We start from the raw sequence: 21580 nt of genomic DNA, 5'->3' as shown, positions 1-21580 counted from the left end.
CACCAGCAAAAAATTGGGGTCCCTGCCTGGCGGGGGCTATCCAAGACCGTAGGCGGCGCAAGCCTTAAACCACAAGCCTACGCAGATGGTGCTCCCGATTCGTTACCGAATCAGACACCAAAACGACATCCGGCTTCGGCCAGATGAAACGGTAAAAACCAGGAGTAAACCCGTGGCAATTAAACTCGAAGACAAGAAGGCCATCGTCGCTGAAGTCAACGAGGCTGCCAAAGTCGCTCTGTCCGCTGTCGTGGCTGATGCCCGTGGTGTGACTGTAGGCGCAATGACCGGACTCCGTAAAGAGGCCCGCGAAGCTGGCGTTTACGTACGTGTCGTACGTAACACCCTGCTCAAGCGCGCTGTTGAAGGCACCGAATTCTCGATCCTCAACGACGCGTTCAAAGGCCCGACCCTGATTGCTTTCTCCAACGAACACCCGGGCGCTGCTGCTCGTCTGTTCAAAGAGTTCGCCAAGGGTCAGGACAAGTTCGAGATCAAGGCAGCTGCGTTTGACGGCAAGTTCCTTGCCGCTAACCAGATCGACGTGCTGGCAACCCTGCCAACTCGCGACGAGGCTATCGCACAGCTGATGAGCGTAATCCAAGGTGCAACCAGCAAGCTGGCTCGTACCCTGGCAGCTCTGCGCGACCAGAAAGAAGCTGCTGCTGCCTAAGGCACGCGCAACTCTTTCAAAATCATACGTTTAATTTGATGGCTGCGTAGGCTGTCACCCCAATACAGGATTTAAGTCATGTCTCTGACTAACGAACAAATCATCGAAGCGATCGGCCAGAAAACTGTTCTGGAAATTGTTGAACTGATCAAAGCGATGGAAGAAACCTTCGGCGTTACCGCTGCTGCCGCTGTTGCCGCTGGCCCAGCTGTTGCTGCCGCTGCTGCTGAAGAGCAGACCGAGTTCAACGTCGTTCTGACCGAAGCTGGCGACAAGAAAGTAAACGTGATCAAGGCCGTTCGTGAACTGACCGGTCTGGGCCTGAAAGAAGCCAAAGAGAAAGTCGACGGCGCTCCTCAGGTTATCGCTGAAGGCGTTTCGAAAGAAGCCGCTGAAGACGCGAAGAAGAAGCTGGAAGAAGCTGGCGCTAAAGTCGAGCTGAAGTAATCTCGACCTTGCGACTCCAGCCGGAGCGTTGAGCGAAGGCTGATGGCTGGTGGCTTATGCCACCGGCCTTTTTCCGTTATTGGTGGCCGATCAGGTCGGCCCCGATAACTGGCTGCAAGACACCCATGTGGGTGGCGCAAACCAAGAGGTTTGCACGATTTTCTGGCTGCTCCCGCCGGGAGAAGCCAAACAAGCAGGTGACCAAGCTGGGGAACGCTGATGGCTTACTCATACACTGAGAAAAAACGTATCCGCAAGGACTTTAGCAAGTTGCCGGACGTCATGGATGTGCCTTACCTCCTGGCCATCCAGCTGGATTCGTATCGCGAATTCCTGCAAGCGGGAGCATCCAAGGATCAGTTCCGCGACGTCGGCCTGCACGCGGCCTTCAAATCGGTATTCCCGATCATCAGCTACTCCGGCAATGCTGCCCTGGAGTACGTAGGCTATCGCCTGGGCGAACCAGCCTTCGATGTGAAGGAATGTGTCCTGCGTGGCGTGACCTTCGCGGTCCCACTGCGGGTCAAGGTGCGCCTGATCATCTTCGACAAGGAATCGTCGAACAAAGCGATCAAGGACATCAAAGAGCAAGAAGTCTACATGGGTGAAATCCCCCTGATGACTGAGAACGGTACCTTCGTTATCAACGGTACCGAGCGTGTGATCGTTTCCCAGCTGCACCGTTCGCCTGGTGTGTTCTTCGACCACGACCGTGGCAAGACGCACAGCTCCGGCAAGCTGCTGTACTCCGCTCGCATCATCCCTTACCGTGGTTCGTGGCTGGACTTCGAGTTCGACCCGAAAGACTGCGTGTTCGTCCGTATCGACCGTCGCCGCAAACTGCCGGCCTCGGTACTGCTGCGCGCCCTGGGTTACAGCACCGAAGAGGTTCTGAACACCTTCTACACCACCAACGTATTCCACGTATCCGGCGAGAAGCTGAGCCTGGAACTGGTACCGCAGCGTCTGCGTGGTGAAGTCGCGGTGATGGATATCCACGACGGTAGCGGCAAGGTCATCGTCGAGCAGGGCCGTCGTATCACTGCGCGCCACATCAACCAGCTCGAGAAGGCTGGGGTCAACCAGCTGGACGTACCGCTGGAATATGTCCTGGGCCGTACTACCGCCAAGGCCATCGTGCACCCGGCAACCGGTGAAATCCTCGCCGAGTGCAACACCGAGCTGACCACCGAGCTGATGATCAAGATCGCCAAGGCTCAGGTCGTCCGCATCGAAACGCTGTATACCAACGACATCGACTGCGGTCCGTTCATCTCCGACACCCTGAAGATCGACACCACCAGCAACCAGCTGGAAGCTCTGGTGGAGATCTACCGCATGATGCGCCCAGGCGAGCCGCCAACCAAGGATGCTGCCGAGACCCTGTTCAACAACCTGTTCTTCAGCGCCGAGCGTTACGACCTGTCCGCCGTAGGCCGCATGAAGTTCAACCGTCGTATCGGTCGCACCGAGATCGAAGGTTCGGGCGTGCTGAGCAAGGAAGACATCGTCGAGGTCCTCAAGACCCTGGTCGACATCCGTAACGGCAAAGGCATCGTCGACGACATCGACCACCTGGGTAACCGTCGCGTTCGCTGCGTCGGCGAGATGGCCGAGAACCAGTTCCGTGTTGGCCTGGTGCGCGTGGAGCGCGCGGTCAAGGAACGTCTGTCGATGGCTGAAAGCGAAGGCCTGATGCCGCAAGACCTGATCAACGCCAAGCCGGTAGCGGCGGCGGTGAAAGAGTTCTTCGGTTCCAGCCAGCTGTCGCAGTTCATGGACCAGAACAACCCGCTCTCCGAGATCACCCACAAGCGTCGTGTCTCTGCACTCGGCCCAGGCGGTCTGACCCGTGAGCGCGCTGGCTTCGAAGTCCGTGACGTACACCCGACCCACTACGGCCGTGTGTGCCCGATCGAGACTCCTGAAGGTCCGAACATCGGTCTGATCAACTCCCTGGCAGCCTATGCCCGCACCAACCAGTACGGTTTCCTGGAAAGCCCGTACCGCGTGGTGAAGGAAGGCGTGGTCAGCGATGACATCGTGTTCCTGTCGGCGATCGAAGAAGCGGATCACGTCATTGCACAGGCTTCGGCCGCAATGAACGAGAAGAAGCAGCTGATCGACGAGCTTGTAGCGGTCCGTCACCTGAACGAATTCACCGTCAAGGCGCCGGAAGACGTCACCCTGATGGACGTTTCGCCGAAGCAGGTTGTTTCCGTCGCTGCCTCGCTGATTCCGTTCCTCGAGCACGACGACGCCAACCGTGCACTGATGGGTTCGAACATGCAGCGTCAGGCTGTACCGACCCTGCGTGCCGACAAGCCGCTGGTAGGTACCGGCATGGAGCGCAACGTCGCCCGTGACTCCGGTGTCTGCGTGGTAGCTCGCCGTGGTGGTGTGATCGACTCGGTCGACGCCAGCCGTATCGTCGTTCGCGTAGCCGACGACGAAGTCGAAACCGGCGAAGCAGGTGTGGATATCTACAACCTGACCAAATACACCCGTTCCAACCAGAACACCTGCATCAACCAGCGTCCGCTGGTCAGCAAGGGTGATGTGGTTGCGCGTGGTGACATCATGGCCGACGGCCCGTCCACCGACATGGGTGAACTGGCACTGGGTCAGAACATGCGCATCGCGTTCATGGCGTGGAACGGCTTCAACTTCGAAGACTCCATCTGCCTGTCCGAGCGTGTTGTTCAGGAAGACCGTTTCACCACCATCCACATCCAGGAACTGACCTGTGTGGCGCGTGACACCAAGCTTGGCCCAGAGGAAATCACCGCGGACATCCCGAACGTCGGTGAAGCCGCCCTGAACAAACTGGACGAAGCCGGTATTGTCTACGTCGGTGCCGAAGTCGGCGCTGGTGACATCCTGGTCGGCAAGGTCACTCCGAAAGGCGAGACCCAGCTGACTCCGGAAGAGAAGCTGCTGCGCGCGATCTTCGGTGAGAAAGCCAGCGACGTCAAAGACACCTCCCTGCGCGTGCCGACCGGCACCAAGGGTACCGTCATCGACGTTCAGGTCTTCACCCGTGATGGCGTAGAGCGCGACAGCCGTGCCCTGGCCATCGAGAAGATGCAACTGGACGAGATCCGCAAGGACCTCAACGAAGAGTTCCGCATCGTCGAAGGCGCAACCTTCGAGCGTCTGCGTGCTGCCCTGAACGGCCAGGTGGTCGACGGTGGCGCGGGCCTGAAGAAAGGCACCGTGATCACTGACGAAGTGCTGGACGGTCTGGAGCATGGGCAGTGGTTCAAGCTGCGCATGGCTGAAGATGCACTGAACGAGCAGCTGGAAAAAGCTCAGCAGTACATCGTCGATCGCCGTCGTCTGCTGGACGACAAGTTCGAAGACAAGAAGCGCAAGCTGCAGCAGGGCGATGACCTGGCTCCGGGCGTTCTGAAGATCGTCAAGGTCTACCTGGCAATCCGCCGTCGCATCCAGCCGGGTGACAAGATGGCCGGTCGTCACGGTAACAAGGGTGTTGTCTCGGTGATCATGCCGGTCGAAGACATGCCGCACGACGCCAACGGTACTCCGGTCGACGTCGTACTGAACCCGCTGGGCGTACCTTCGCGTATGAACGTCGGTCAGATCCTTGAAACCCACCTGGGCCTCGCGGCCAAAGGTCTGGGCGAGAAGATCGACCGCATGATCGAAGAACAGCGCAAGGCCGCTGAACTGCGTACCTTCCTGACCGAGATCTACAACGAGATTGGCGGTCGTCAGGAAAACCTGGACGAGTTCTCTGACGAAGAGATCCTTACCCTGGCGAACAACCTGAAGAAGGGCGTGCCCATGGCCACTCCAGTCTTCGACGGTGCCAAGGAGCATGAGATCAAGGCCATGCTGAAACTGGCCGACCTGCCAGAGAGCGGCCAGATGGTGCTGTTCGATGGCCGTACCGGCAACAAGTTCGAGCGTCCAGTGACCGTTGGTTACATGTACATGCTCAAGCTGAACCACTTGGTGGACGACAAGATGCACGCGCGTTCCACTGGTTCGTACAGCCTGGTTACCCAGCAGCCGCTGGGTGGTAAGGCGCAGTTCGGTGGTCAGCGTTTCGGGGAGATGGAAGTGTGGGCGCTGGAAGCGTACGGCGCGGCATACACCCTGCAAGAAATGCTCACAGTGAAGTCGGACGACGTGAACGGCCGTACCAAGATGTACAAGAACATCGTGGATGGCGATCACCGTATGGAGCCGGGCATGCCCGAGTCCTTCAACGTGTTGATCAAAGAGATCCGTTCGCTCGGTATCGATATCGATCTGGAAACCGAATAACACGTGACGCGAAGGGGAGTGGGCAGCTAATGCCCGCTCCCTGCTCCGCCAGGAGGAAAGGCCTTGAAAGACCTACTGAATTTGCTGAAAAACCAGGGTCAAGTCGAAGAGTTCGACGCCATCCGCATCGGTCTGGCGTCGCCTGAAATGATCCGTTCGTGGTCGTTCGGTGAAGTTAAGAAGCCGGAAACCATCAACTACCGTACGTTCAAGCCTGAGCGTGACGGCCTGTTCTGCGCCAAGATCTTTGGCCCAGTCAAGGACTACGAGTGCCTGTGCGGTAAGTACAAGCGCCTGAAGCACCGCGGTGTCATCTGCGAGAAGTGCGGCGTTGAAGTCGCCCTGGCCAAGGTTCGTCGTGAGCGCATGGCCCACATCGAACTGGCTTCGCCGGTTGCCCACATCTGGTTCCTGAAGTCGCTGCCGTCCCGGATCGGCCTGCTGATGGACATGACCCTGCGTGATATCGAGCGTGTTCTCTACTTCGAGAGCTATGTCGTTATCGACCCAGGCATGACCACCCTTGAAAAAGGCCAGCTGCTGAACGACGAGCAGTATTTCGAAGCGCTGGAAGAGTTCGGCGATGACTTCGATGCCCGCATGGGTGCCGAGGCTGTCCGCGAACTGCTGCACGCTATCGACCTGGAGCACGAGATCGGCCGCCTGCGCGAAGAGATTCCGCAGACCAACTCGGAAACCAAGATCAAGAAGCTGTCCAAGCGCCTGAAGCTGATGGAAGCTTTCCAGGGTTCGGGCAACCTGCCTGAGTGGATGGTCTTGACCGTCCTGCCAGTGCTGCCGCCGGACCTGCGCCCGCTGGTTCCGCTGGATGGCGGCCGCTTCGCGACCTCCGACCTGAACGACCTGTATCGTCGGGTGATCAACCGTAACAACCGTCTGAAGCGCCTGCTCGATCTGTCGGCGCCGGACATCATCGTGCGCAACGAGAAGCGCATGCTGCAGGAAGCGGTCGACGCCCTGCTGGACAACGGCCGTCGCGGTCGCGCCATCACTGGCTCGAACAAGCGTCCGCTGAAGTCGCTGGCCGACATGATCAAAGGTAAGCAAGGTCGCTTCCGTCAGAACCTGCTCGGTAAGCGTGTGGACTACTCTGGCCGTTCGGTAATTACCGTAGGTCCGACCCTGCGTCTGCACCAGTGCGGTCTGCCGAAGAAGATGGCTCTGGAGCTGTTCAAGCCGTTCATTTTCGGCAAGCTGGAAATGCGTGGTCTGGCGACCACCATCAAGGCTGCCAAGAAGATGGTCGAGCGCGAACTGCCAGAGGTGTGGGACGTTCTCGCCGAAGTGATTCGCGAACACCCCGTCCTGCTCAACCGTGCACCGACCCTGCACCGTCTGGGTATCCAGGCCTTCGAACCGGTTCTGATCGAAGGTAAGGCTATCCAGCTGCACCCGCTGGTCTGCGCCGCGTACAACGCCGACTTCGACGGTGACCAGATGGCCGTTCACGTGCCGCTGACCCTGGAAGCCCAGCTCGAAGCGCGCGCACTGATGATGTCGACCAACAACATCCTGTCGCCAGCCAACGGTGAGCCGATCATCGTTCCGTCGCAGGACGTTGTACTGGGTCTGTACTACATGACCCGTGAAGCCATCAACGCCAAGGGCGAAGGTCGCGTGTTCGCTGACCTGCAGGAAGTCGACCGCGTATTCCGCGCCGGCGAAGCTGCCCTGCACGCGAAAATCAAGGTTCGTATCAACGAAACCGTGAAAGAGCGTGATGGCTCGGTGGTCAAGAACACCCGCATCGTCGACACCACTGTCGGCCGTGCGCTGCTGTTCCAGGTTGTACCGGCAGGTCTGCCGTACGACGTGGTCAACCAGCCGATGAAGAAAAAGGCGATCTCCAAGCTGATCAACCAGTGCTATCGCGTGGTTGGTCTGAAAGAGACCGTGATCTTCGCTGACCAACTGATGTACACCGGTTTCGCCTACTCGACCATCTCCGGCGTTTCCATCGGTGTTAACGACTTCGTTATCCCGGACGAGAAAGCCCGCATCATCGGTACCGCTACCGACGAAGTGAAGGAGATCGAGAGCCAGTACGCGTCCGGCCTGGTAACCCAGGGCGAGAAGTACAACAAGGTCATCGACTTGTGGTCGAAGGCGAACGACGAAGTGTCCAAGGCGATGATGGCCAACCTCTCGAAAGAGAAGGTCATCGACCGCGAGGGCAAGGAAGTCGAGCAAGAGTCCTTCAACTCGATGTACATGATGGCAGACTCCGGTGCGCGTGGTTCGGCCGCCCAGATCCGTCAGCTGGCCGGTATGCGTGGTCTGATGGCCAAGCCGGACGGCTCCATCATCGAGACGCCGATCACCGCGAACTTCCGTGAAGGTCTGAGCGTTCTGCAGTACTTCATCTCGACCCACGGTGCTCGTAAGGGTCTGGCGGATACTGCACTGAAGACCGCGAACTCCGGTTACCTGACTCGTCGTCTGGTAGACGTTGCCCAGGATCTGGTTGTGACCGAGATCGACTGCGGCACCGACCAGGGCCTGCTGATGACTCCGCACATCGAAGGCGGCGACGTTGTAGAGCCGCTGGGCGAGCGCGTATTGGGTCGTGTGATTGCCCGTGACGTGTTCAAGCCAGGCACCGAGGACGTCATCGTTCCGGCCGGTACCCTGGTCGACGAGAAGTGGGTCGAGTTCATCGAGCTGAACAGCATCGACGAAGTCGTCGTTCGTTCGCCGATCAACTGTGAAACCCGCTACGGCATCTGTGCCAAGTGCTACGGTCGCGACCTGGCGCGTGGTCACCTGGTCAACATCGGTGAAGCTGTCGGCGTTATCGCCGCTCAGTCGATCGGTGAGCCGGGTACCCAGCTGACCATGCGTACGTTCCACATCGGTGGTGCTGCAAGCCGTACTTCGGCTGCCGACAGCGTACAGGTGAAGAACGGCGGTATGGTGCGTCTGCACAACCTGAAGCAGGTTGAGCGTGCCGATGGCAACCTGGTCGCGGTATCGCGTTCCGGCGAGCTGGCCATTGCCGACGAGTTCGGTCGTGAGCGTGAGCGCTACAAGCTGCCTTACGGTGCTGTGATTTCGGTCAAGGAAGGTGACAAGGTCGAAGCTGGCGCCATCGTCGCCAAGTGGGACCCGCACACCCACCCGATCGTCACCGAGCTGAAAGGTACCGTGACGTTCGTAGGCATGGAGGAAGGCATCACCATCAAGCGTCAGACTGACGAATTGACCGGCCTGACCAACATCGAAGTCATGGACGTCAAGGATCGCCCTGCCGCAGGCAAGGAAATCCGTCCGGCCATCAAGATGGTCGACGCCTCTGGCAAGGATCTGTACCTGCCAGGTACCGACGTACCTGCTCAGTACTTCCTGCCGGCCAACGCCTTGGTTGGTGTGGCTGACGGCGCCCAGATCGGTGTTGGTGACGTTATCGCGCGTATCCCGCAAGAAACGTCCAAGACCCGTGACATCACCGGTGGTCTGCCGCGCGTTGCCGACCTGTTCGAAGCGCGCCGTCCGAAAGAAGCCTCGATTCTGGCAGAAGTCAGCGGCACCATCGCCTTCGGTAAAGAGACCAAGGGCAAGCGTCGTCTGGTCATTACCCCGACCGACGGTAGCGAGCCGTACGAAGAGCTGATTCCGAAGTGGCGCCACCTGAACGTCTTCGAAGGCGAACAGGTAAACCGCGGCGAAGTTATCTCCGACGGTCCGAGCGATCCGCACGACATCCTGCGTCTGCTGGGTGTGAGCGCGCTGGCGAAGTACATCGTCAACGAGATTCAGGACGTTTACCGTCTGCAGGGCGTGAAGATCAACGACAAGCACATCGAGACCATCCTGCGTCAGATGCTGCGCAAGGTCGAGATCTCCGAGTCGGGCGATTCCAGCTTCATCAAGGGCGACCAGATGGAACTGACCCAGGTACTGGTCGAGAACGAGCGTCTCGCCAGCGAGGACAAGTTCATCTCGAAGTTCACCCGCGTGCTGCTGGGTATCACCAAGGCGTCGCTGTCGACCGAGTCGTTCATCTCCGCGGCTTCCTTCCAGGAAACTACCCGCGTACTGACCGAAGCGGCGGTAACCGGCAAGCGCGATTACCTGCGCGGCCTGAAAGAGAACGTGGTCGTGGGTCGTCTGATCCCGGCTGGTACCGGTCTGGCGTACCACAGCGAGCGTAAGCGTCGCCGTGATGCCGACAAGCCGCTGCGTGTAAGCGCCAGTGAGGTGGAAGCCGCACTGACCGAAGCGCTGAACTCCAGCGGTAACTAAGTACAGGGCAGGGCCCCGGCAGTTCCTGAAGGTCATCGGTGACAGGATTTGTTACCGATGACCGGGCGGGGAGGGCCGGGGCCTCGTCTTGACTGGGTGCAAGATCCTCTTTAGACTTTTGTACCCTTAAATTTGGTGAGGCTCCGTCTCGCCAATTTTTGGCTTTTCTTGCAAGACAATAGCGTCGCAAGACAATCAGTGGAGCTAGTAGATGGCAACTATCAACCAGCTGGTACGTCAGCCGCGTAAGCGTATCGTCGAGAAATCCGACGTTCCTGCGCTGCAGAACTGCCCGCAACGTCGTGGCGTGTGCACCCGCGTGTACACCACCACGCCGAAAAAACCTAACTCGGCACTGCGTAAAGTATGCCGTGTGCGTCTGACCAACGGTTTCGAGGTTTCCTCGTACATCGGTGGTGAAGGCCACAACCTGCAAGAGCACAGCGTCGTTCTGATCCGTGGCGGCCGTGTAAAAGACTTGCCAGGTGTTCGTTACCACACCGTTCGCGGCTCTCTGGATACTTCGGGCGTCAAAGGCCGTAACCAGGGTCGTTCGAAGTACGGTACCAAGCGTCCGAAGTAATCGGCCGTTTGCAGACATCCAATTTTTTGAGTCGATAAGAGTAAGGTCGGGCAGGGGTCGAAGACCCACGTCCCGGGCTAACCTGAAGACCGTTTGAGGGCTTATCATGCCAAGACGTCGTGTAGCAGCAAAACGTGAGATCCTGGACGATCCGAAGTACGGATCCCAGATCCTCGCCAAGTTCATGAACCACGTGATGGAAAGCGGCAAGAAGGCCGTAGCCGAGCGCATCGTTTACGGTGCTCTGGATACCGTCAAAGCACGCAAGAACAGCGATCCCCTGGAAATCTTCGAGAAAGCTCTCGACGCCATCGCTCCGCTGGTCGAAGTAAAGTCCCGCCGTGTCGGCGGTGCCACTTACCAGGTTCCGGTTGAAGTTCGTCCGTCCCGTCGTAACGCTCTGGCAATGCGCTGGCTCGTAGACTACGCCCGCAAGCGCGGCGAGAAGTCGATGGCTCTGCGCCTGGCTGGCGAGCTGCTGGATGCTGCTGAAGGCAAGGGTGCTGCAGTCAAGAAGCGTGAAGACGTGCACCGTATGGCTGAAGCCAACAAGGCGTTCTCGCACTACCGCTTCTAATTCAAGCATCAATCTTTTTGCGAGGGCTTTATGGCTCGTACTACAGCAATTAACCGCTACCGTAACATCGGTATCTGCGCGCACGTTGACGCGGGCAAGACTACCACTACCGAGCGGATCCTGTTCTACACAGGCCTGAGCCACAAGATGGGCGAGGTGCATGATGGCGCCGCGACCACCGACTGGATGGTTCAGGAGCAGGAGCGCGGTATCACCATTACCTCCGCTGCTGTTACCACTTTCTGGAAAGGCTCCCGTGGTCAGTACGACAACTACCGCGTAAACGTCATCGATACCCCCGGCCACGTAGACTTCACCATTGAAGTAGAGCGTTCGCTGCGCGTACTCGACGGCGCGGTCGTCGTGTTCTGCGGTACCTCCGGCGTTGAGCCGCAGTCCGAAACCGTATGGCGTCAGGCCAACAAGTACGGCGTTCCACGTGTTGTCTACGTGAACAAGATGGACCGTGCTGGTGCCAACTTCCTGCGCGTTGTCGGCCAGATCAAGAACCGCCTGGGTCACACCCCGGTTCCAATCCAGCTGGCTATCGGTGCTGAAGACAACTTCCAGGGTCAGGTTGACCTGATCAAGATGAAAGCCATCTACTGGAACGAAGACGACAAGGGCACCACCTATCGCGAGGAAGAGATTCCTGCCGATATGCTGGAGCTGGCTGAAGAGTGGCGCGCCAACATGGTCGAGTCCGCTGCTGAAGCCAACGAAGAGCTGATGAACAAGTACCTCGAAGAAGGTGACCTGTCCGTCGAAGAGATCAAGGCTGGTCTGCGCGCCCGTACTCTGGCGAGCGAGATCGTGCCTGCGGTCTGCGGTTCTTCGTTCAAGAACAAGGGTGTTCCCCTGGTTCTCGACGCCGTTATCGACTTCCTGCCGGCTCCGACCGAGATCCCTGCTATCCAGGGTATCAACCCGGACGACGCCGACCTGGCCAAAGATGACCCGGCTGTTCGTCATGACGAGCGTCACGCTGACGACAACGAGCCGTTCTCGGCTCTGGCGTTCAAGATCGCTACCGACCCGTTCGTAGGTACTCTGACCTTCGTTCGCGTCTACTCGGGCGTTCTGAACTCCGGTGACTCGGTCATCAACTCGGTCAAAGGCAAGAAAGAGCGCGTTGGTCGTATGGTGCAGATGCACGCCAACCAGCGTGAAGAGATCAAGGAAGTTCGCGCTGGCGACATCGCGGCCCTGATCGGCATGAAAGACGTTACCACTGGTGAAACCCTGTGCGACGCTGACAAGCCAATCATCCTTGAGCGCATGGACTTCCCAGAGCCAGTGATTTCGCTGTCTGTTGAGCCGAAGACCAAGCAAGACCAGGAAAAAATGGGTATCGCACTGGGCAAGCTGGCTCAGGAAGACCCGTCGTTCCGTGTCAAGACCGACGAAGAGACTGGCCAGACCATCATCTCCGGTATGGGTGAGCTGCACCTGGACATCATCGTTGACCGCATGAAGCGCGAATTCAACGTTGAAGCCAACATTGGTAAGCCTCAGGTTTCGTACCGCGAGAAGATCACCAAGTCCGGCGTCGAGATCGAAGGCAAGTTCGTTCGTCAGTCCGGCGGTCGTGGTCAGTTCGGTCACTGCTGGATCCGCTTCTCCGAGCCGGATCAGGACGAAAAGGGCAACATCACCGAAGGCCTGGTCTTCACCAACGAAGTCGTTGGCGGTGTGGTTCCGAAGGAATACATCCCGGCGATCCAGAAGGGTATCGAAGAGCAGATGAAGAACGGCGTTGTCGCCGGCTATCCTCTGATCGGCCTGAAGGCTACCGTGTTCGACGGTTCGTACCACGACGTCGACTCCAACGAGATGGCGTTCAAGATCGCGGCCTCCATGGCGACCAAGCAGCTGGCCCAGAAGGGTGGCGGTGTTGTGCTTGAGCCGATCATGAAGGTTGAGGTAGTAACCCCTGAGGATTACATGGGTGACGTGATGGGTGACCTGAACCGTCGTCGTGGTCTGATCCAGGGTATGGATGACTCGGTCTCCGGCAAGGTTATCCGTGCAGAAGTCCCACTGGGAGAGATGTTCGGTTATGCGACCGACGTTCGTTCCATGTCTCAGGGTCGCGCAAGCTACTCCATGGAATTCTCCAAGTACTCCGAAGCTCCGTCGAACATCGTCGAAGCACTCGTTAAAAAACAAGGCTAATCCAGCCCTTTAGGCAAGAGGTTCACTGTCGTGGCTAAAGAAAAATTTGATCGTTCCCTTCCCCACGTTAACGTCGGCACCATCGGCCACGTTGACCACGGTAAGACCACTCTGACCGCAGCTCTGACTCGCGTCTGCTCCGAAGTTTTCGGTTCGGCAGTCGTTGAGTTCGACAAGATCGACTCGGCTCCGGAAGAAAAAGCGCGCGGTATCACCATCAACACCGCTCACGTCGAGTACAACTCGAACATTCGTCACTACGCTCACGTTGACTGCCCAGGTCACGCTGACTACGTGAAGAACATGATCACCGGTGCTGCCCAGATGGACGGCGCGATCCTGGTTTGCTCGGCCGCCGATGGTCCGATGCCACAAACCCGTGAGCACATCCTGCTGTCCCGTCAGGTTGGCGTTCCGTACATCGTGGTCTTCCTGAACAAGGCTGACCTGGTAGACGACGCTGAGCTGCTGGAACTGGTCGAGATGGAAGTTCGCGACCTGCTGTCCACCTACGACTTCCCAGGCGACGACACTCCGATCATCATCGGTTCGGCTCGTATGGCGCTGGAAGGCAAAGACGACAACGAAATGGGCACTACCGCTGTCAAGAAGCTGGTAGAAACTCTGGATGCCTACATTCCTGAGCCAGTTCGTGCCGTTGACCAGCCGTTCCTGATGCCGATCGAAGACGTATTCTCGATCTCGGGTCGTGGTACCGTTGTTACCGGTCGTATCGAGCGTGGTATCGTTCGCGTTCAAGACCCGCTGGAAATCGTTGGCCTGCGTGAAACTTCGACCACCACCTGCACCGGTGTCGAGATGTTCCGCAAGCTGCTGGACGAAGGTCGTGCTGGCGAGAACTGCGGCGTTCTGCTGCGTGGTACCAAGCGTGACGACGTTGAGCGTGGCCAGGTTCTGGTCAAGCCAGGTTCGGTCAAGCCGCACACCAAGTTCACCGCAGAAGTCTATGTTCTGTCGAAGGAAGAAGGCGGTCGTCACACTCCGTTCTTCAAAGGCTACCGTCCTCAGTTCTACTTCCGTACCACTGACGTGACCGGTAACTGCGAACTGCCGGAAGGCGTTGAAATGGTAATGCCAGGTGACAACATTCAGATGACTGTCACCCTGATCAAGACCATCGCAATGGAAGACGGTCTGCGCTTCGCTATCCGTGAAGGCGGTCGTACCGTCGGCGCCGGCGTCGTAGCCAAAATCATCGAGTAATCACTCGGTCGATTGAAAAAGCCCCCGCTCAGCGGGGGCTTTTTTTATTGGGTTGACACTAAATGGGGGCGTCTATAGAATCACGCCTCCTTTTAACGGGCGTAGTGCGCCCGATGGGAACAGCCTGGAGTCTGAAATCCAATGCAAAATCAGCAAATCCGTATCAGGTTGAAGGCTTTCGACCATCGCCTGATCGACCAATCCACCCAGGAAATCGTGGAAACCGCGAAACGTACTGGTGCACAAGTGCGTGGTCCAATTCCACTGCCTACCCGCAAAGAGCGTTTCACCGTTCTGGTCTCCCCGCACGTCAACAAAGACGCGCGTGATCAGTACGAGATTCGCACTCATAAGCGTGTTCTGGACATCGTCCAGCCAACGGATAAAACCGTTGATGCGCTGATGAAGCTTGATCTCGCGGCAGGCGTGGAAGTGCAGATCAGCCTCGGCTAAGACTTCGGTCTGGTCGTGTAACGCTCTGAAATGGGCGGCCATAGCGGGTGAAAGCCCCGTACACTCATGAGGTTTACAACATGACTATTGGTGTAGTCGGTCGCAAGTGCGGTATGACCCGCATTTTCACCGAAGAAGGTGTCTCCATTCCGGTCACGGTCATTGAGATCGAGCCGAATCGCGTCACCCAGTTCAAAACTGAAGAAACCGATGGCTACCGTGCAGTGCAAGTCACTGTCGGCGAGCGTCGTGCTTCGCGCGTGACTGCCGCTCAGGCAGGTCACTTCGCTAAAGCGAACGTTGCCGCTGGTCGCGGTGTCTGGGAGTTCCGTCTTGAAGAAGGCGAGTTCCAGGCTGGCGACTCGATCAAAGCTGAACTCTTCGCTGCAGGCCAGCTGGTAGACGTTACTGGTCAGTCCAAAGGTAAAGGCTTCGCCGGTACCATCAAGCGCTGGAACTTCCGTGGTCAGGACAACACCCACGGTAACTCCGTGTCGCACCGTGTCCCAGGCTCCATCGGCCAGTGCCAGACTCCTGGTCGTGTGTTCAAGGGCAAGAAAATGTCCGGTCACATGGGCGCCGAGCGCGTGACTGTTCAGTCCCTGGAAGTAGTGCGTGTAGACGCTGAGCGCAATCTGCTGCTGGTCAAGGGTGCCGTTCCGGGCGCTACTGGCGGCGACGTGATTGTTCGTCCAGCTGTCAAGGCTCGCGGTTAAGGGGAAACTGACATGCAACTCAATGTAAATGACGCTCAGGCGATCGAAGTTTCCGAACTGACCTTCGGTGGCGAATTCAACGAGACGCTGGTACACCAAGCAGTCGTGGCCTACATGGCCGGCGGCCGTCAGGGCACCAAGCAGCAGAAGACCCGTTCCGACGTGGCTGGTGGCGGTAAGCGCCCATGGCGTCAGAAGGGTACTGGCCGTGCTCGTGCTGGTACCACTCGTGGTCCGATCTGGCGTGGCGGTGGTGTTACCTTCGCAGCTCGTCCTCAGGATCACTCGCAGAAGCTCAACAAGAAGATGTATCGCGCAGCTCTGCGCTCCATCCTCGCTGAGCTGGTGCGTAGCGACCGTCTGGTCGTGGTTCAGGACTTCGCTGTTGAAGCCCCGAAAACCAAAGACCTGCTGAACAAGCTGAACGGCATGGGTCTGAACGACGTACTGATCGTTTCGGACGCTGTTGATCAGAACCTGTACCTGGCTGCTCGCAACCTGCCGCACGTAGATGTACGTGACGTTCAAGGTTCCGACCCGGTCAGTCTGATCGCATACGAGAAAGTGTTGATCACTGTCTCGGCCGTGAAGAAATTCGAGGAGCTGCTGGGATGAACCAGGAACGCGTATTTAAAGTCCTCCTTGGCCCGCACGTTTCCGAGAAGGCTACCGTTCTGGCTGAGAAAAAAGGCCAGTTCGTATTCAAGGTTGCTACCGATGCAACCAAGCTGGAAATCAAGAAAGCTGTCGAAGGCCTGTTCAACGTAAAAGTTGAAAACGTGTCGACCGTTAACGTTCTGGGTAAAACCAAGCGTACCGCACGTGGTCTGGGCAAGCGTAATGACTGGAAGAAGGCGATCGTCTCCCTTCAGCCAGGCCAAGATCTCGATTTCAGCAGCAGTGCTGAGTAAGGAAGGGGTGCATCATGGCAATCGTTAAATGCAAACCGACTTCCCCTGGCCGCCGTTTCGTGGTCAAGGTGGTCAACCAGGAGCTGCACAAAGGCGCTCCTCACGCACCGCTGATCGAGAAAAAATCGAAGTCTGGTGGTCGTAACAACAATGGCCGCATCACCACTCGTCACGTTGGTGGTGGTCACAAGCAGCATTACCGTCTGGTCGACTTCCGTCGCAACGACAAAGATGGCATTCCAGCCACTGTCGAGCGTATCGAATACGATCCGAACCGTACTGCTCACATCGCCCTGCTGTGCTACGCAGACGGCGAGCGTCGCTACATCATCGCCCCTAAAGGCGTGAGCGCTGGCGACCAGCTGATCGCAGGTGCCCTGGCCCCAATCAAGGCCGGTAACTCCCTGCAACTGCGCAACATCCCAGTAGGTAGCACCGTTCACGGCGTCGAACTGAAGCCGGGTAAAGGTGCTCAGATCGCTCGTTCCGCTGGTGCTTCGGCTCAGCTGATCGCTCGTGAAGGCGTCTACGTGACTCTGCGTCTGCGCTCCGGTGAGATGCGCAAAGTACTGGCTGAGTGCCGTGCGACCCTGGGCGAAGTCTCGAACTCCGAGCACAGCCTGCGCTCGCTGGGTAAAGCTGGTGCCAAACGCTGGCGCGGCGTTCGCCCAACCGTTCGTGGTGTTGCCATGAACCCGGTTGACCACCCACATGGTGGTGGTGAAGGTCGTACCTCCGGTGGTCGTCATCCGGTATCGCCATGGGGCTTCCCAACCAAGGGTGCTAAGACTCGTGGTAATAAGCGTACCGACAACATGATCGTCCGTCGTCGCAAGTAACTAGAGGGATACGACAGTGCCACGTTCTCTGAAAAAAGGTCCTTTTATCGATCTTCACCTTCTGAAGAAGATCGAAGTGGCGGTGGAGAAGAACGATCGCAAGCCAGTTAAAACCTGGTCGCGCCGTTCGATGATCCTGCCACAAATGGTCGGTCTGACCATCGCGGTACACAACGGTCGTCAACACGTCCCAGTTCTGGTGAACGAAGACATGGTCGGCCACAAACTGGGCGAGTTCGCCGGTACCCGCACCTATCGCGGGCACGTGGCTGACAAGAAAGCCAAGCGTTAAGGGGTAAGGAAATGGAAGTAGCCGCTAAGTTGTCGGGCGCTCGCATCTCCGCCCAGAAAGCCCGCTTGGTCGCCGACCAGATCCGCGGGAAGAAGGTGGGCGAAGCGCTCAACCTGTTGGCCTTCAGCAGCAAAAAAGCCGCTGAAATCATGAAGAAAGTCCTCGAGTCGGCCGTTGCCAACGCCGAACACAACGAAGGCGCAGACGTTGATGACCTGAAGGTCTCCACCGTCTTCGTCAACGAAGGGCGTTCGCTGAAGCGCATCATGCCACGTGCCAAAGGCCGTGCTGATCGCATCGTCAAGCGGTCTTGCCATATCACTGTCAAGGTTGCGGACAAGTAACGGAGTCGATCAGATGGGTCAGAAAGTACATCCCACTGGCATTCGCCTGGGAATCGTCAAGGAGCACACCTCCGTCTGGTACGCAGACGGTGCTACTTACGCAGATTACCTGTTGAAGGATCTGAAAACGCGTGAGTACCTCCAGGACAAACTAAAAAGCGCGTCCGTAAGCCGTATCGATATTCATCGTCCGGCTCAAACTGCACGCATCACCATCCACACCGCTCGTCCCGGTATCGTTATCGGTAAGAAAGGTGAAGATGTCGAGAAGCTGCGTCAGGACCTGACCAAGCAGATGGGTGTGCCTGTGCACATCAACATCGAAGAGATCCGCAAGCCGGAACTCGACGCTATGCTGGTTGCGCAGAGCGTAGCTCAGCAGCTGGAGCGCCGCGTAATGTTCCGTCGCGCCATGAAGCGCGCCGTTCAGAACGCCATGCGTATTGGTGCCAAGGGCATCAAGATCCAGGTGAGCGGTCGTCTCGGCGGTGCTGAGATTGCTCGTACCGAGTGGTATCGCGAAGGTCGTGTGCCTCTGCACACCCTGCGTGCCGATATCGACTACAACACCTACGAAGCTCACACCACCTACGGTGTGATCGGTGTGAAGGTTTGGATCTTCAAAGGCGAAGTTATTGGTGGTCGCCAAGAAGAACTGAAACCACAAGCACCAGCGCCTCGTAAAAAAGCTGCTAAGTAAGGGGTACGCCAAATGTTGCAACCAAAGCGTACAAAATTCCGCAAGCAGATGACCGGCCACAACCGTGGTCTGGCACTGCGCGGTAGCAAAGTCAGCTTCGGCGAATTCGCCCTGAAGGCTGTTGCTCGCGGTCGCCTCACCGCTCGCCAGATCGAGTCCGCACGTCGTGCGCTGACCCGTCACGTAAAACGTGGCGGTAAGATCTGGATCCGTGTGTTCCCGGACAAGCCGATCTCCAAGAAACCTCTCGAGGTTCGTATGGGTAAAGGTAAGGGTTCCGTGGAATACTGGGTTGCCCAGATTCAGCCAGGCAAAGTCCTGTACGAAATCGAGGGTGTTTCTGAAGAGCTGGCGCGCGAAGCTTTCGCTCTGGCCGCTGCAAAGCTGCCTCTCGCCACCTCCTTTGTTAAGCGGACGGTGATGTGATGAAAGCGAATGAACTTCGTGAAAAATCGGCACAGCAACTGAATGAGCAACTGCTCGGCTTGCTGCGCGACCAGTTCAATCTGCGTATGCAGAAAGCAACTGGCCAGTTGGGGCAGTCGCACCTGCTCTCGCAAGTTAAGCGTGACATCGCTCGCGTGAAAACTGTGCTCAACCAGCAGGCAGGTAAGTGATCATGGCTGAAGCTGAAAAAACCGTCCGTACGCTGACTGGCCGTGTCGTCAGCGACAAAATGGACAAGACCATCACCGTTCTGATCGAGCGTCGCGTTAAGCACCCGATCTACGGTAAATACGTTAAGCGTTCGACTAAGCTGCACGCGCACGACGAAGCCAACCAGTGCAAGATCGGCGACAAGGTTTCCATCCGTGAAACCCGTCCGCTGGCCAAGACCAAGTCCTGGGCACTGGTTGAAGTCCTCGAACGCGCTGTTGAAGTCTAAGGGCTAAGGGTCGGAGAAATTTTATGATTCAGACTCAATCCATGCTCGATGTGGCCGATAACAGCGGCGCTCGTCGCGTCATGTGCATCAAGGTGCTCGGCGGTTCGCACCGTCGTTACGCCGGTATCGGTGACATCATCAAGGTAACCGTCAAGGAAGCAATTCCGCGCGGTAAGGTCAAAAAAGGCCAGGTGATGACTGCTGTTGTCGTCCGTACCCGTCACGGTGTACGTCGCGCTGACGGTTCCATCATTCGTTTCGACGGCAACGCTGCTGTTCTGCTGAACAACAAGCAAGAGCCGATCGGCACTCGCATCTTCGGGCCAGTGACCCGTGAACTTCGTACTGAGAAGTTCATGAAGATCGTCTCGCTCGCCCCTGAAGTGCTGTAAGGAGATCCGACATGCAAAAGATTCGTCGTGATGACGAGATCATCGTGATCGCCGGCAAAGACAAAGGTAAGCGCGGTAAGGTGCTGAAGGTTCTCGCTGACGACCGTCTGGTCGTTGGCGGTGTCAACCTGGTCAAGCGTCATACCAAGCCTAACCCGATGGCGGGCGTACAGGGCGGTATCGTCGAAAAAGAAGCGCCTCTGCACGCTTCCAACGTTGCCATTTTCAACAGCGAAACCAACAAGGCAGACCGCGTTGGCTTCAAAGTTGAAGACGGCAAGAAAATTCGTGTCTTCAAGTCGACCCAGAAAGCGGTTGATGCTTGAACACTGCTAGGTAGAAGACAATGGCACGACTGAAAGAGATTTACCGGAACGAAATCGCTCCCAAGCTTAAGGAAGAACTTAAGCTTTCGAACGTGATGGAAGTTCCGCGCGTAACCAAGATCACCCTGAACATGGGCCTGGGCGAAGCGATCGGTGACAAGAAAGTCATCGAGCACGCTGTTGCCGACCTGGAAAAGATCACTGGTCAAAAGCCAGTTGTGACTTTCGCTCGTAAATCCATCGCGGGCTTCAAAGTCCGTGAAGGTTGGCCGATCGGTGTCAAGGTGACCCTGCGTCGCGACAAGATGTACGAGTTCCTGGACCGCCTGCTGGCGATCTCCCTGCCTCGGGTTCGCGACTTCCGCGGCCTGAACGCCAAGTCCTTCGACGGTCGTGGCAACTACAGCATGGGCGTGAAAGAGCAGATCATCTTCCCGGAAATCGATTACGACAAGATCGATGCTCTGCGCGGTCTGGACATTACCCTGACCACCACTGCTCGTACGGATGATGAAGGCCGCGCACTGCTGCGTGCTTTCAAATTCCCGTTCCGCAACTGATTGGAGTAGGAAAATGGCCAAGAAGAGCATGAAGAACCGCGAGCTGAAGCGTCAGCTCACGGTAGCCAAGTACGCTAAGAAGCGTGCCGAGCTGAAAGCGACCATCGTCAACCTGAACGCCTCTCCAGAAGAGCGTTTCGCTGCCGTAGTCGCTCTGCAGAAACAGCCACGTGACGCCAGCGCTTCGCGCCTGCGCAACCGTTGCCGCCTGACCGGTCGTCCTCACGGTGTATACCGTAAGTTCGGCCTGGGCCGTAACATGCTGCGTCAAGCTGCAATGCGCGGCGACGTACCAGGCCTGGTCAAAGCCTCCTGGTAATCGCTGCAGGTGTGATCCCGGCGGAAGGGGAGCAATCTTCCGACCGTCGGTGACCTCGCCAACAAACAAGCCCCTATACGGGGCTTGTTTCGTTTCTGTCTTGTGTCTAGAATGACCGGCTCACCTGAGCCTGGGTTTTTTGCCCTGCCTGCTCGGGTGGTTGTGATAGCCGCAAGGCTAATAATTCTTGTATCAGGAGCATCTAGCCCATGAGTATGCAGGACCCGTTAGCGGACATGCTAACTCGCATCCGTAATGCCCAGATGGCTGAAAAGTCCGTCGTAAGCATGCCTTCCTCCACCCTGAAGGTCGCGGTTGCCAAAGTTCTGAAGGACGAAGGTTACATCGCTGGCTACCAGGTCAGTGGCGAAGCCAAGCCTTCCCTGTCGATCGAACTGAAGTACTTCGAAGGCCGTCCGGTCATCGAGGAGCTGAAGCGCTCCAGCCGTCCAGGCCTGCGCCAGTACAAGTCCGTCTCTGACCTGCCGAAAGTACGTGGCGGTCTGGGCGTGTCTATCGTCTCCACCAACAAAGGTGTGATGACTGATCGCGCTGCGCGCGCTGCCGGTGTCGGCGGCGAAGTTCTGTGCACAGTGTTCTAAGGGGA

At 57.6% G+C, this 21580-nt stretch carries 25 protein-coding genes; all 25 read left to right on the top strand.

The genetic code is table 11. The features are described from left to right. The first annotated feature begins 172 nt into the window (after positions 1–172). The 25 genes from rplJ (at position 173) to rpsH (ending at position 21575) form a co-directional block, all read left to right on the top strand. Positions 173–673 carry a 50S ribosomal protein L10 gene (rplJ, locus tag IF103_RS22035; RefSeq protein WP_003257082.1) on the top strand — a complete coding sequence of 167 codons (501 nt, stop codon included), beginning with the start codon at positions 173–175 and terminating at the stop codon, positions 671–673. 78 nt (positions 674–751) lie between these two features. After that, positions 752–1120 carry a 50S ribosomal protein L7/L12 gene (gene rplL / locus IF103_RS22030; RefSeq protein WP_011531883.1) on the top strand — a complete coding sequence of 123 codons (369 nt, stop codon included), beginning with the start codon at positions 752–754 and terminating at the stop codon, positions 1118–1120. A 49-nt stretch (positions 1121–1169) separates the two neighbouring features. Next, a complete protein-coding gene (locus IF103_RS22025) occupies positions 1170–1340 on the top strand; it encodes a hypothetical protein (protein WP_023382636.1) in 171 nt (56 codons plus the stop codon). Then, positions 1340–5413 (top strand): DNA-directed RNA polymerase subunit beta, encoded by a 4074-nt coding sequence (gene rpoB / locus IF103_RS22020; RefSeq protein ID WP_023382635.1) that lies wholly within the window; start codon positions 1340–1342, stop codon positions 5411–5413. Before IF103_RS22025 ends, rpoB begins: the two co-directional genes overlap by 1 nt. Positions 5414–5476: 63 nt before the next feature. Continuing rightward, entirely contained in the window at positions 5477–9676 is a 4200-nt protein-coding gene (gene rpoC / locus IF103_RS22015; RefSeq protein WP_023382634.1) for a DNA-directed RNA polymerase subunit beta', read from the top strand. A 211-nt stretch (positions 9677–9887) separates the two neighbouring features. After that, on the top strand, positions 9888–10259 hold the full coding sequence (gene rpsL / locus IF103_RS22010) for a 30S ribosomal protein S12 (RefSeq protein WP_003186084.1): 372 nt from the start codon (positions 9888–9890) through the stop codon (positions 10257–10259). 106 nt (positions 10260–10365) lie between these two features. Next, positions 10366–10836: a 30S ribosomal protein S7 gene (gene rpsG, locus IF103_RS22005; protein WP_003246741.1), complete on the top strand. Its 471-nt coding sequence runs from the start codon at positions 10366–10368 to the stop codon at positions 10834–10836. 30 nt (positions 10837–10866) lie between these two features. Beyond that, positions 10867–13011, top strand: a complete 2145-nt coding sequence (fusA, locus tag IF103_RS22000; RefSeq protein WP_023382633.1) for an elongation factor G — start codon at positions 10867–10869, stop codon at positions 13009–13011. Positions 13012–13041: 30 nt separating this feature from the next. Continuing rightward, a complete protein-coding gene (gene tuf, locus IF103_RS21995) occupies positions 13042–14235 on the top strand; it encodes an elongation factor Tu (RefSeq protein WP_023382632.1) in 1194 nt (397 codons plus the stop codon). Positions 14236–14376: 141 nt separating this feature from the next. Beyond that, positions 14377–14688 (top strand): 30S ribosomal protein S10, encoded by a 312-nt coding sequence (rpsJ, locus tag IF103_RS21990; RefSeq protein ID WP_003186070.1) that lies wholly within the window; start codon positions 14377–14379, stop codon positions 14686–14688. An 80-nt stretch (positions 14689–14768) separates the two neighbouring features. Beyond that, complete coding sequence (rplC, locus tag IF103_RS21985; RefSeq protein ID WP_023382631.1) at positions 14769–15404, top strand: 50S ribosomal protein L3; 636 nt, start codon at positions 14769–14771, stop codon at positions 15402–15404. A gap of 12 nt (positions 15405–15416) precedes the next feature. Then, the gene (gene rplD, locus IF103_RS21980; RefSeq protein WP_008089819.1) at positions 15417–16019 is read left to right on the top strand and encodes a 50S ribosomal protein L4; all 603 of its coding nucleotides are present in this window, start codon (positions 15417–15419) and stop codon (positions 16017–16019) included. Then, positions 16016–16315: a 50S ribosomal protein L23 gene (gene rplW, locus IF103_RS21975; protein WP_003255484.1), complete on the top strand. Its 300-nt coding sequence runs from the start codon at positions 16016–16018 to the stop codon at positions 16313–16315. The genes rplD and rplW overlap by 4 nt, the downstream gene beginning before the upstream one ends. Positions 16316–16329: 14 nt before the next feature. Further along, complete coding sequence (gene rplB / locus IF103_RS21970) at positions 16330–17154, top strand: 50S ribosomal protein L2 (RefSeq protein ID WP_023382630.1); 825 nt, start codon at positions 16330–16332, stop codon at positions 17152–17154. A 16-nt stretch (positions 17155–17170) separates the two neighbouring features. Next, complete coding sequence (rpsS, locus tag IF103_RS21965) at positions 17171–17446, top strand: 30S ribosomal protein S19 (RefSeq protein WP_010486981.1); 276 nt, start codon at positions 17171–17173, stop codon at positions 17444–17446. A gap of 11 nt (positions 17447–17457) precedes the next feature. Then, positions 17458–17790, top strand: coding sequence for a 50S ribosomal protein L22 (rplV, locus tag IF103_RS21960; protein WP_003103908.1), 333 nt, complete (start codon positions 17458–17460; stop codon positions 17788–17790). A gap of 13 nt (positions 17791–17803) precedes the next feature. Continuing rightward, the gene (gene rpsC, locus IF103_RS21955) at positions 17804–18490 is read left to right on the top strand and encodes a 30S ribosomal protein S3 (RefSeq protein ID WP_003255481.1); all 687 of its coding nucleotides are present in this window, start codon (positions 17804–17806) and stop codon (positions 18488–18490) included. 12 nt (positions 18491–18502) lie between these two features. Next, entirely contained in the window at positions 18503–18916 is a 414-nt protein-coding gene (rplP, locus tag IF103_RS21950; protein WP_003255479.1) for a 50S ribosomal protein L16, read from the top strand. Beyond that, complete coding sequence (gene rpmC, locus IF103_RS21945) at positions 18916–19107, top strand: 50S ribosomal protein L29 (RefSeq protein ID WP_002555481.1); 192 nt, start codon at positions 18916–18918, stop codon at positions 19105–19107. The genes rplP and rpmC overlap by 1 nt, the downstream gene beginning before the upstream one ends. A 2-nt stretch (positions 19108–19109) precedes the next feature. Further along, positions 19110–19376, top strand: a complete 267-nt coding sequence (rpsQ, locus tag IF103_RS21940; protein WP_003255478.1) for a 30S ribosomal protein S17 — start codon at positions 19110–19112, stop codon at positions 19374–19376. A 23-nt stretch (positions 19377–19399) separates the two neighbouring features. Further along, the gene (rplN, locus tag IF103_RS21935; RefSeq protein ID WP_002555479.1) at positions 19400–19768 is read left to right on the top strand and encodes a 50S ribosomal protein L14; all 369 of its coding nucleotides are present in this window, start codon (positions 19400–19402) and stop codon (positions 19766–19768) included. 11 nt (positions 19769–19779) lie between these two features. Continuing rightward, positions 19780–20094, top strand: a complete 315-nt coding sequence (gene rplX / locus IF103_RS21930) for a 50S ribosomal protein L24 (RefSeq protein WP_023382629.1) — start codon at positions 19780–19782, stop codon at positions 20092–20094. 20 nt (positions 20095–20114) lie between these two features. After that, entirely contained in the window at positions 20115–20654 is a 540-nt protein-coding gene (gene rplE, locus IF103_RS21925; RefSeq protein ID WP_023382628.1) for a 50S ribosomal protein L5, read from the top strand. 13 nt (positions 20655–20667) lie between these two features. After that, positions 20668–20973 (top strand): 30S ribosomal protein S14, encoded by a 306-nt coding sequence (gene rpsN, locus IF103_RS21920; RefSeq protein WP_013970638.1) that lies wholly within the window; start codon positions 20668–20670, stop codon positions 20971–20973. A 209-nt stretch (positions 20974–21182) separates the two neighbouring features. After that, on the top strand, positions 21183–21575 hold the full coding sequence (rpsH, locus tag IF103_RS21915) for a 30S ribosomal protein S8 (RefSeq protein WP_023382627.1): 393 nt from the start codon (positions 21183–21185) through the stop codon (positions 21573–21575). Positions 21576–21580 lie beyond the last annotated feature (5 nt).

Source organism: Pseudomonas sp. SK2, from assembly GCF_016772395.1.
Classification (GTDB): domain Bacteria; phylum Pseudomonadota; class Gammaproteobacteria; order Pseudomonadales; family Pseudomonadaceae; genus Aquipseudomonas; species Aquipseudomonas taiwanensis.
This window is presented reverse-complemented; position numbering and strand designations above follow the sequence as displayed.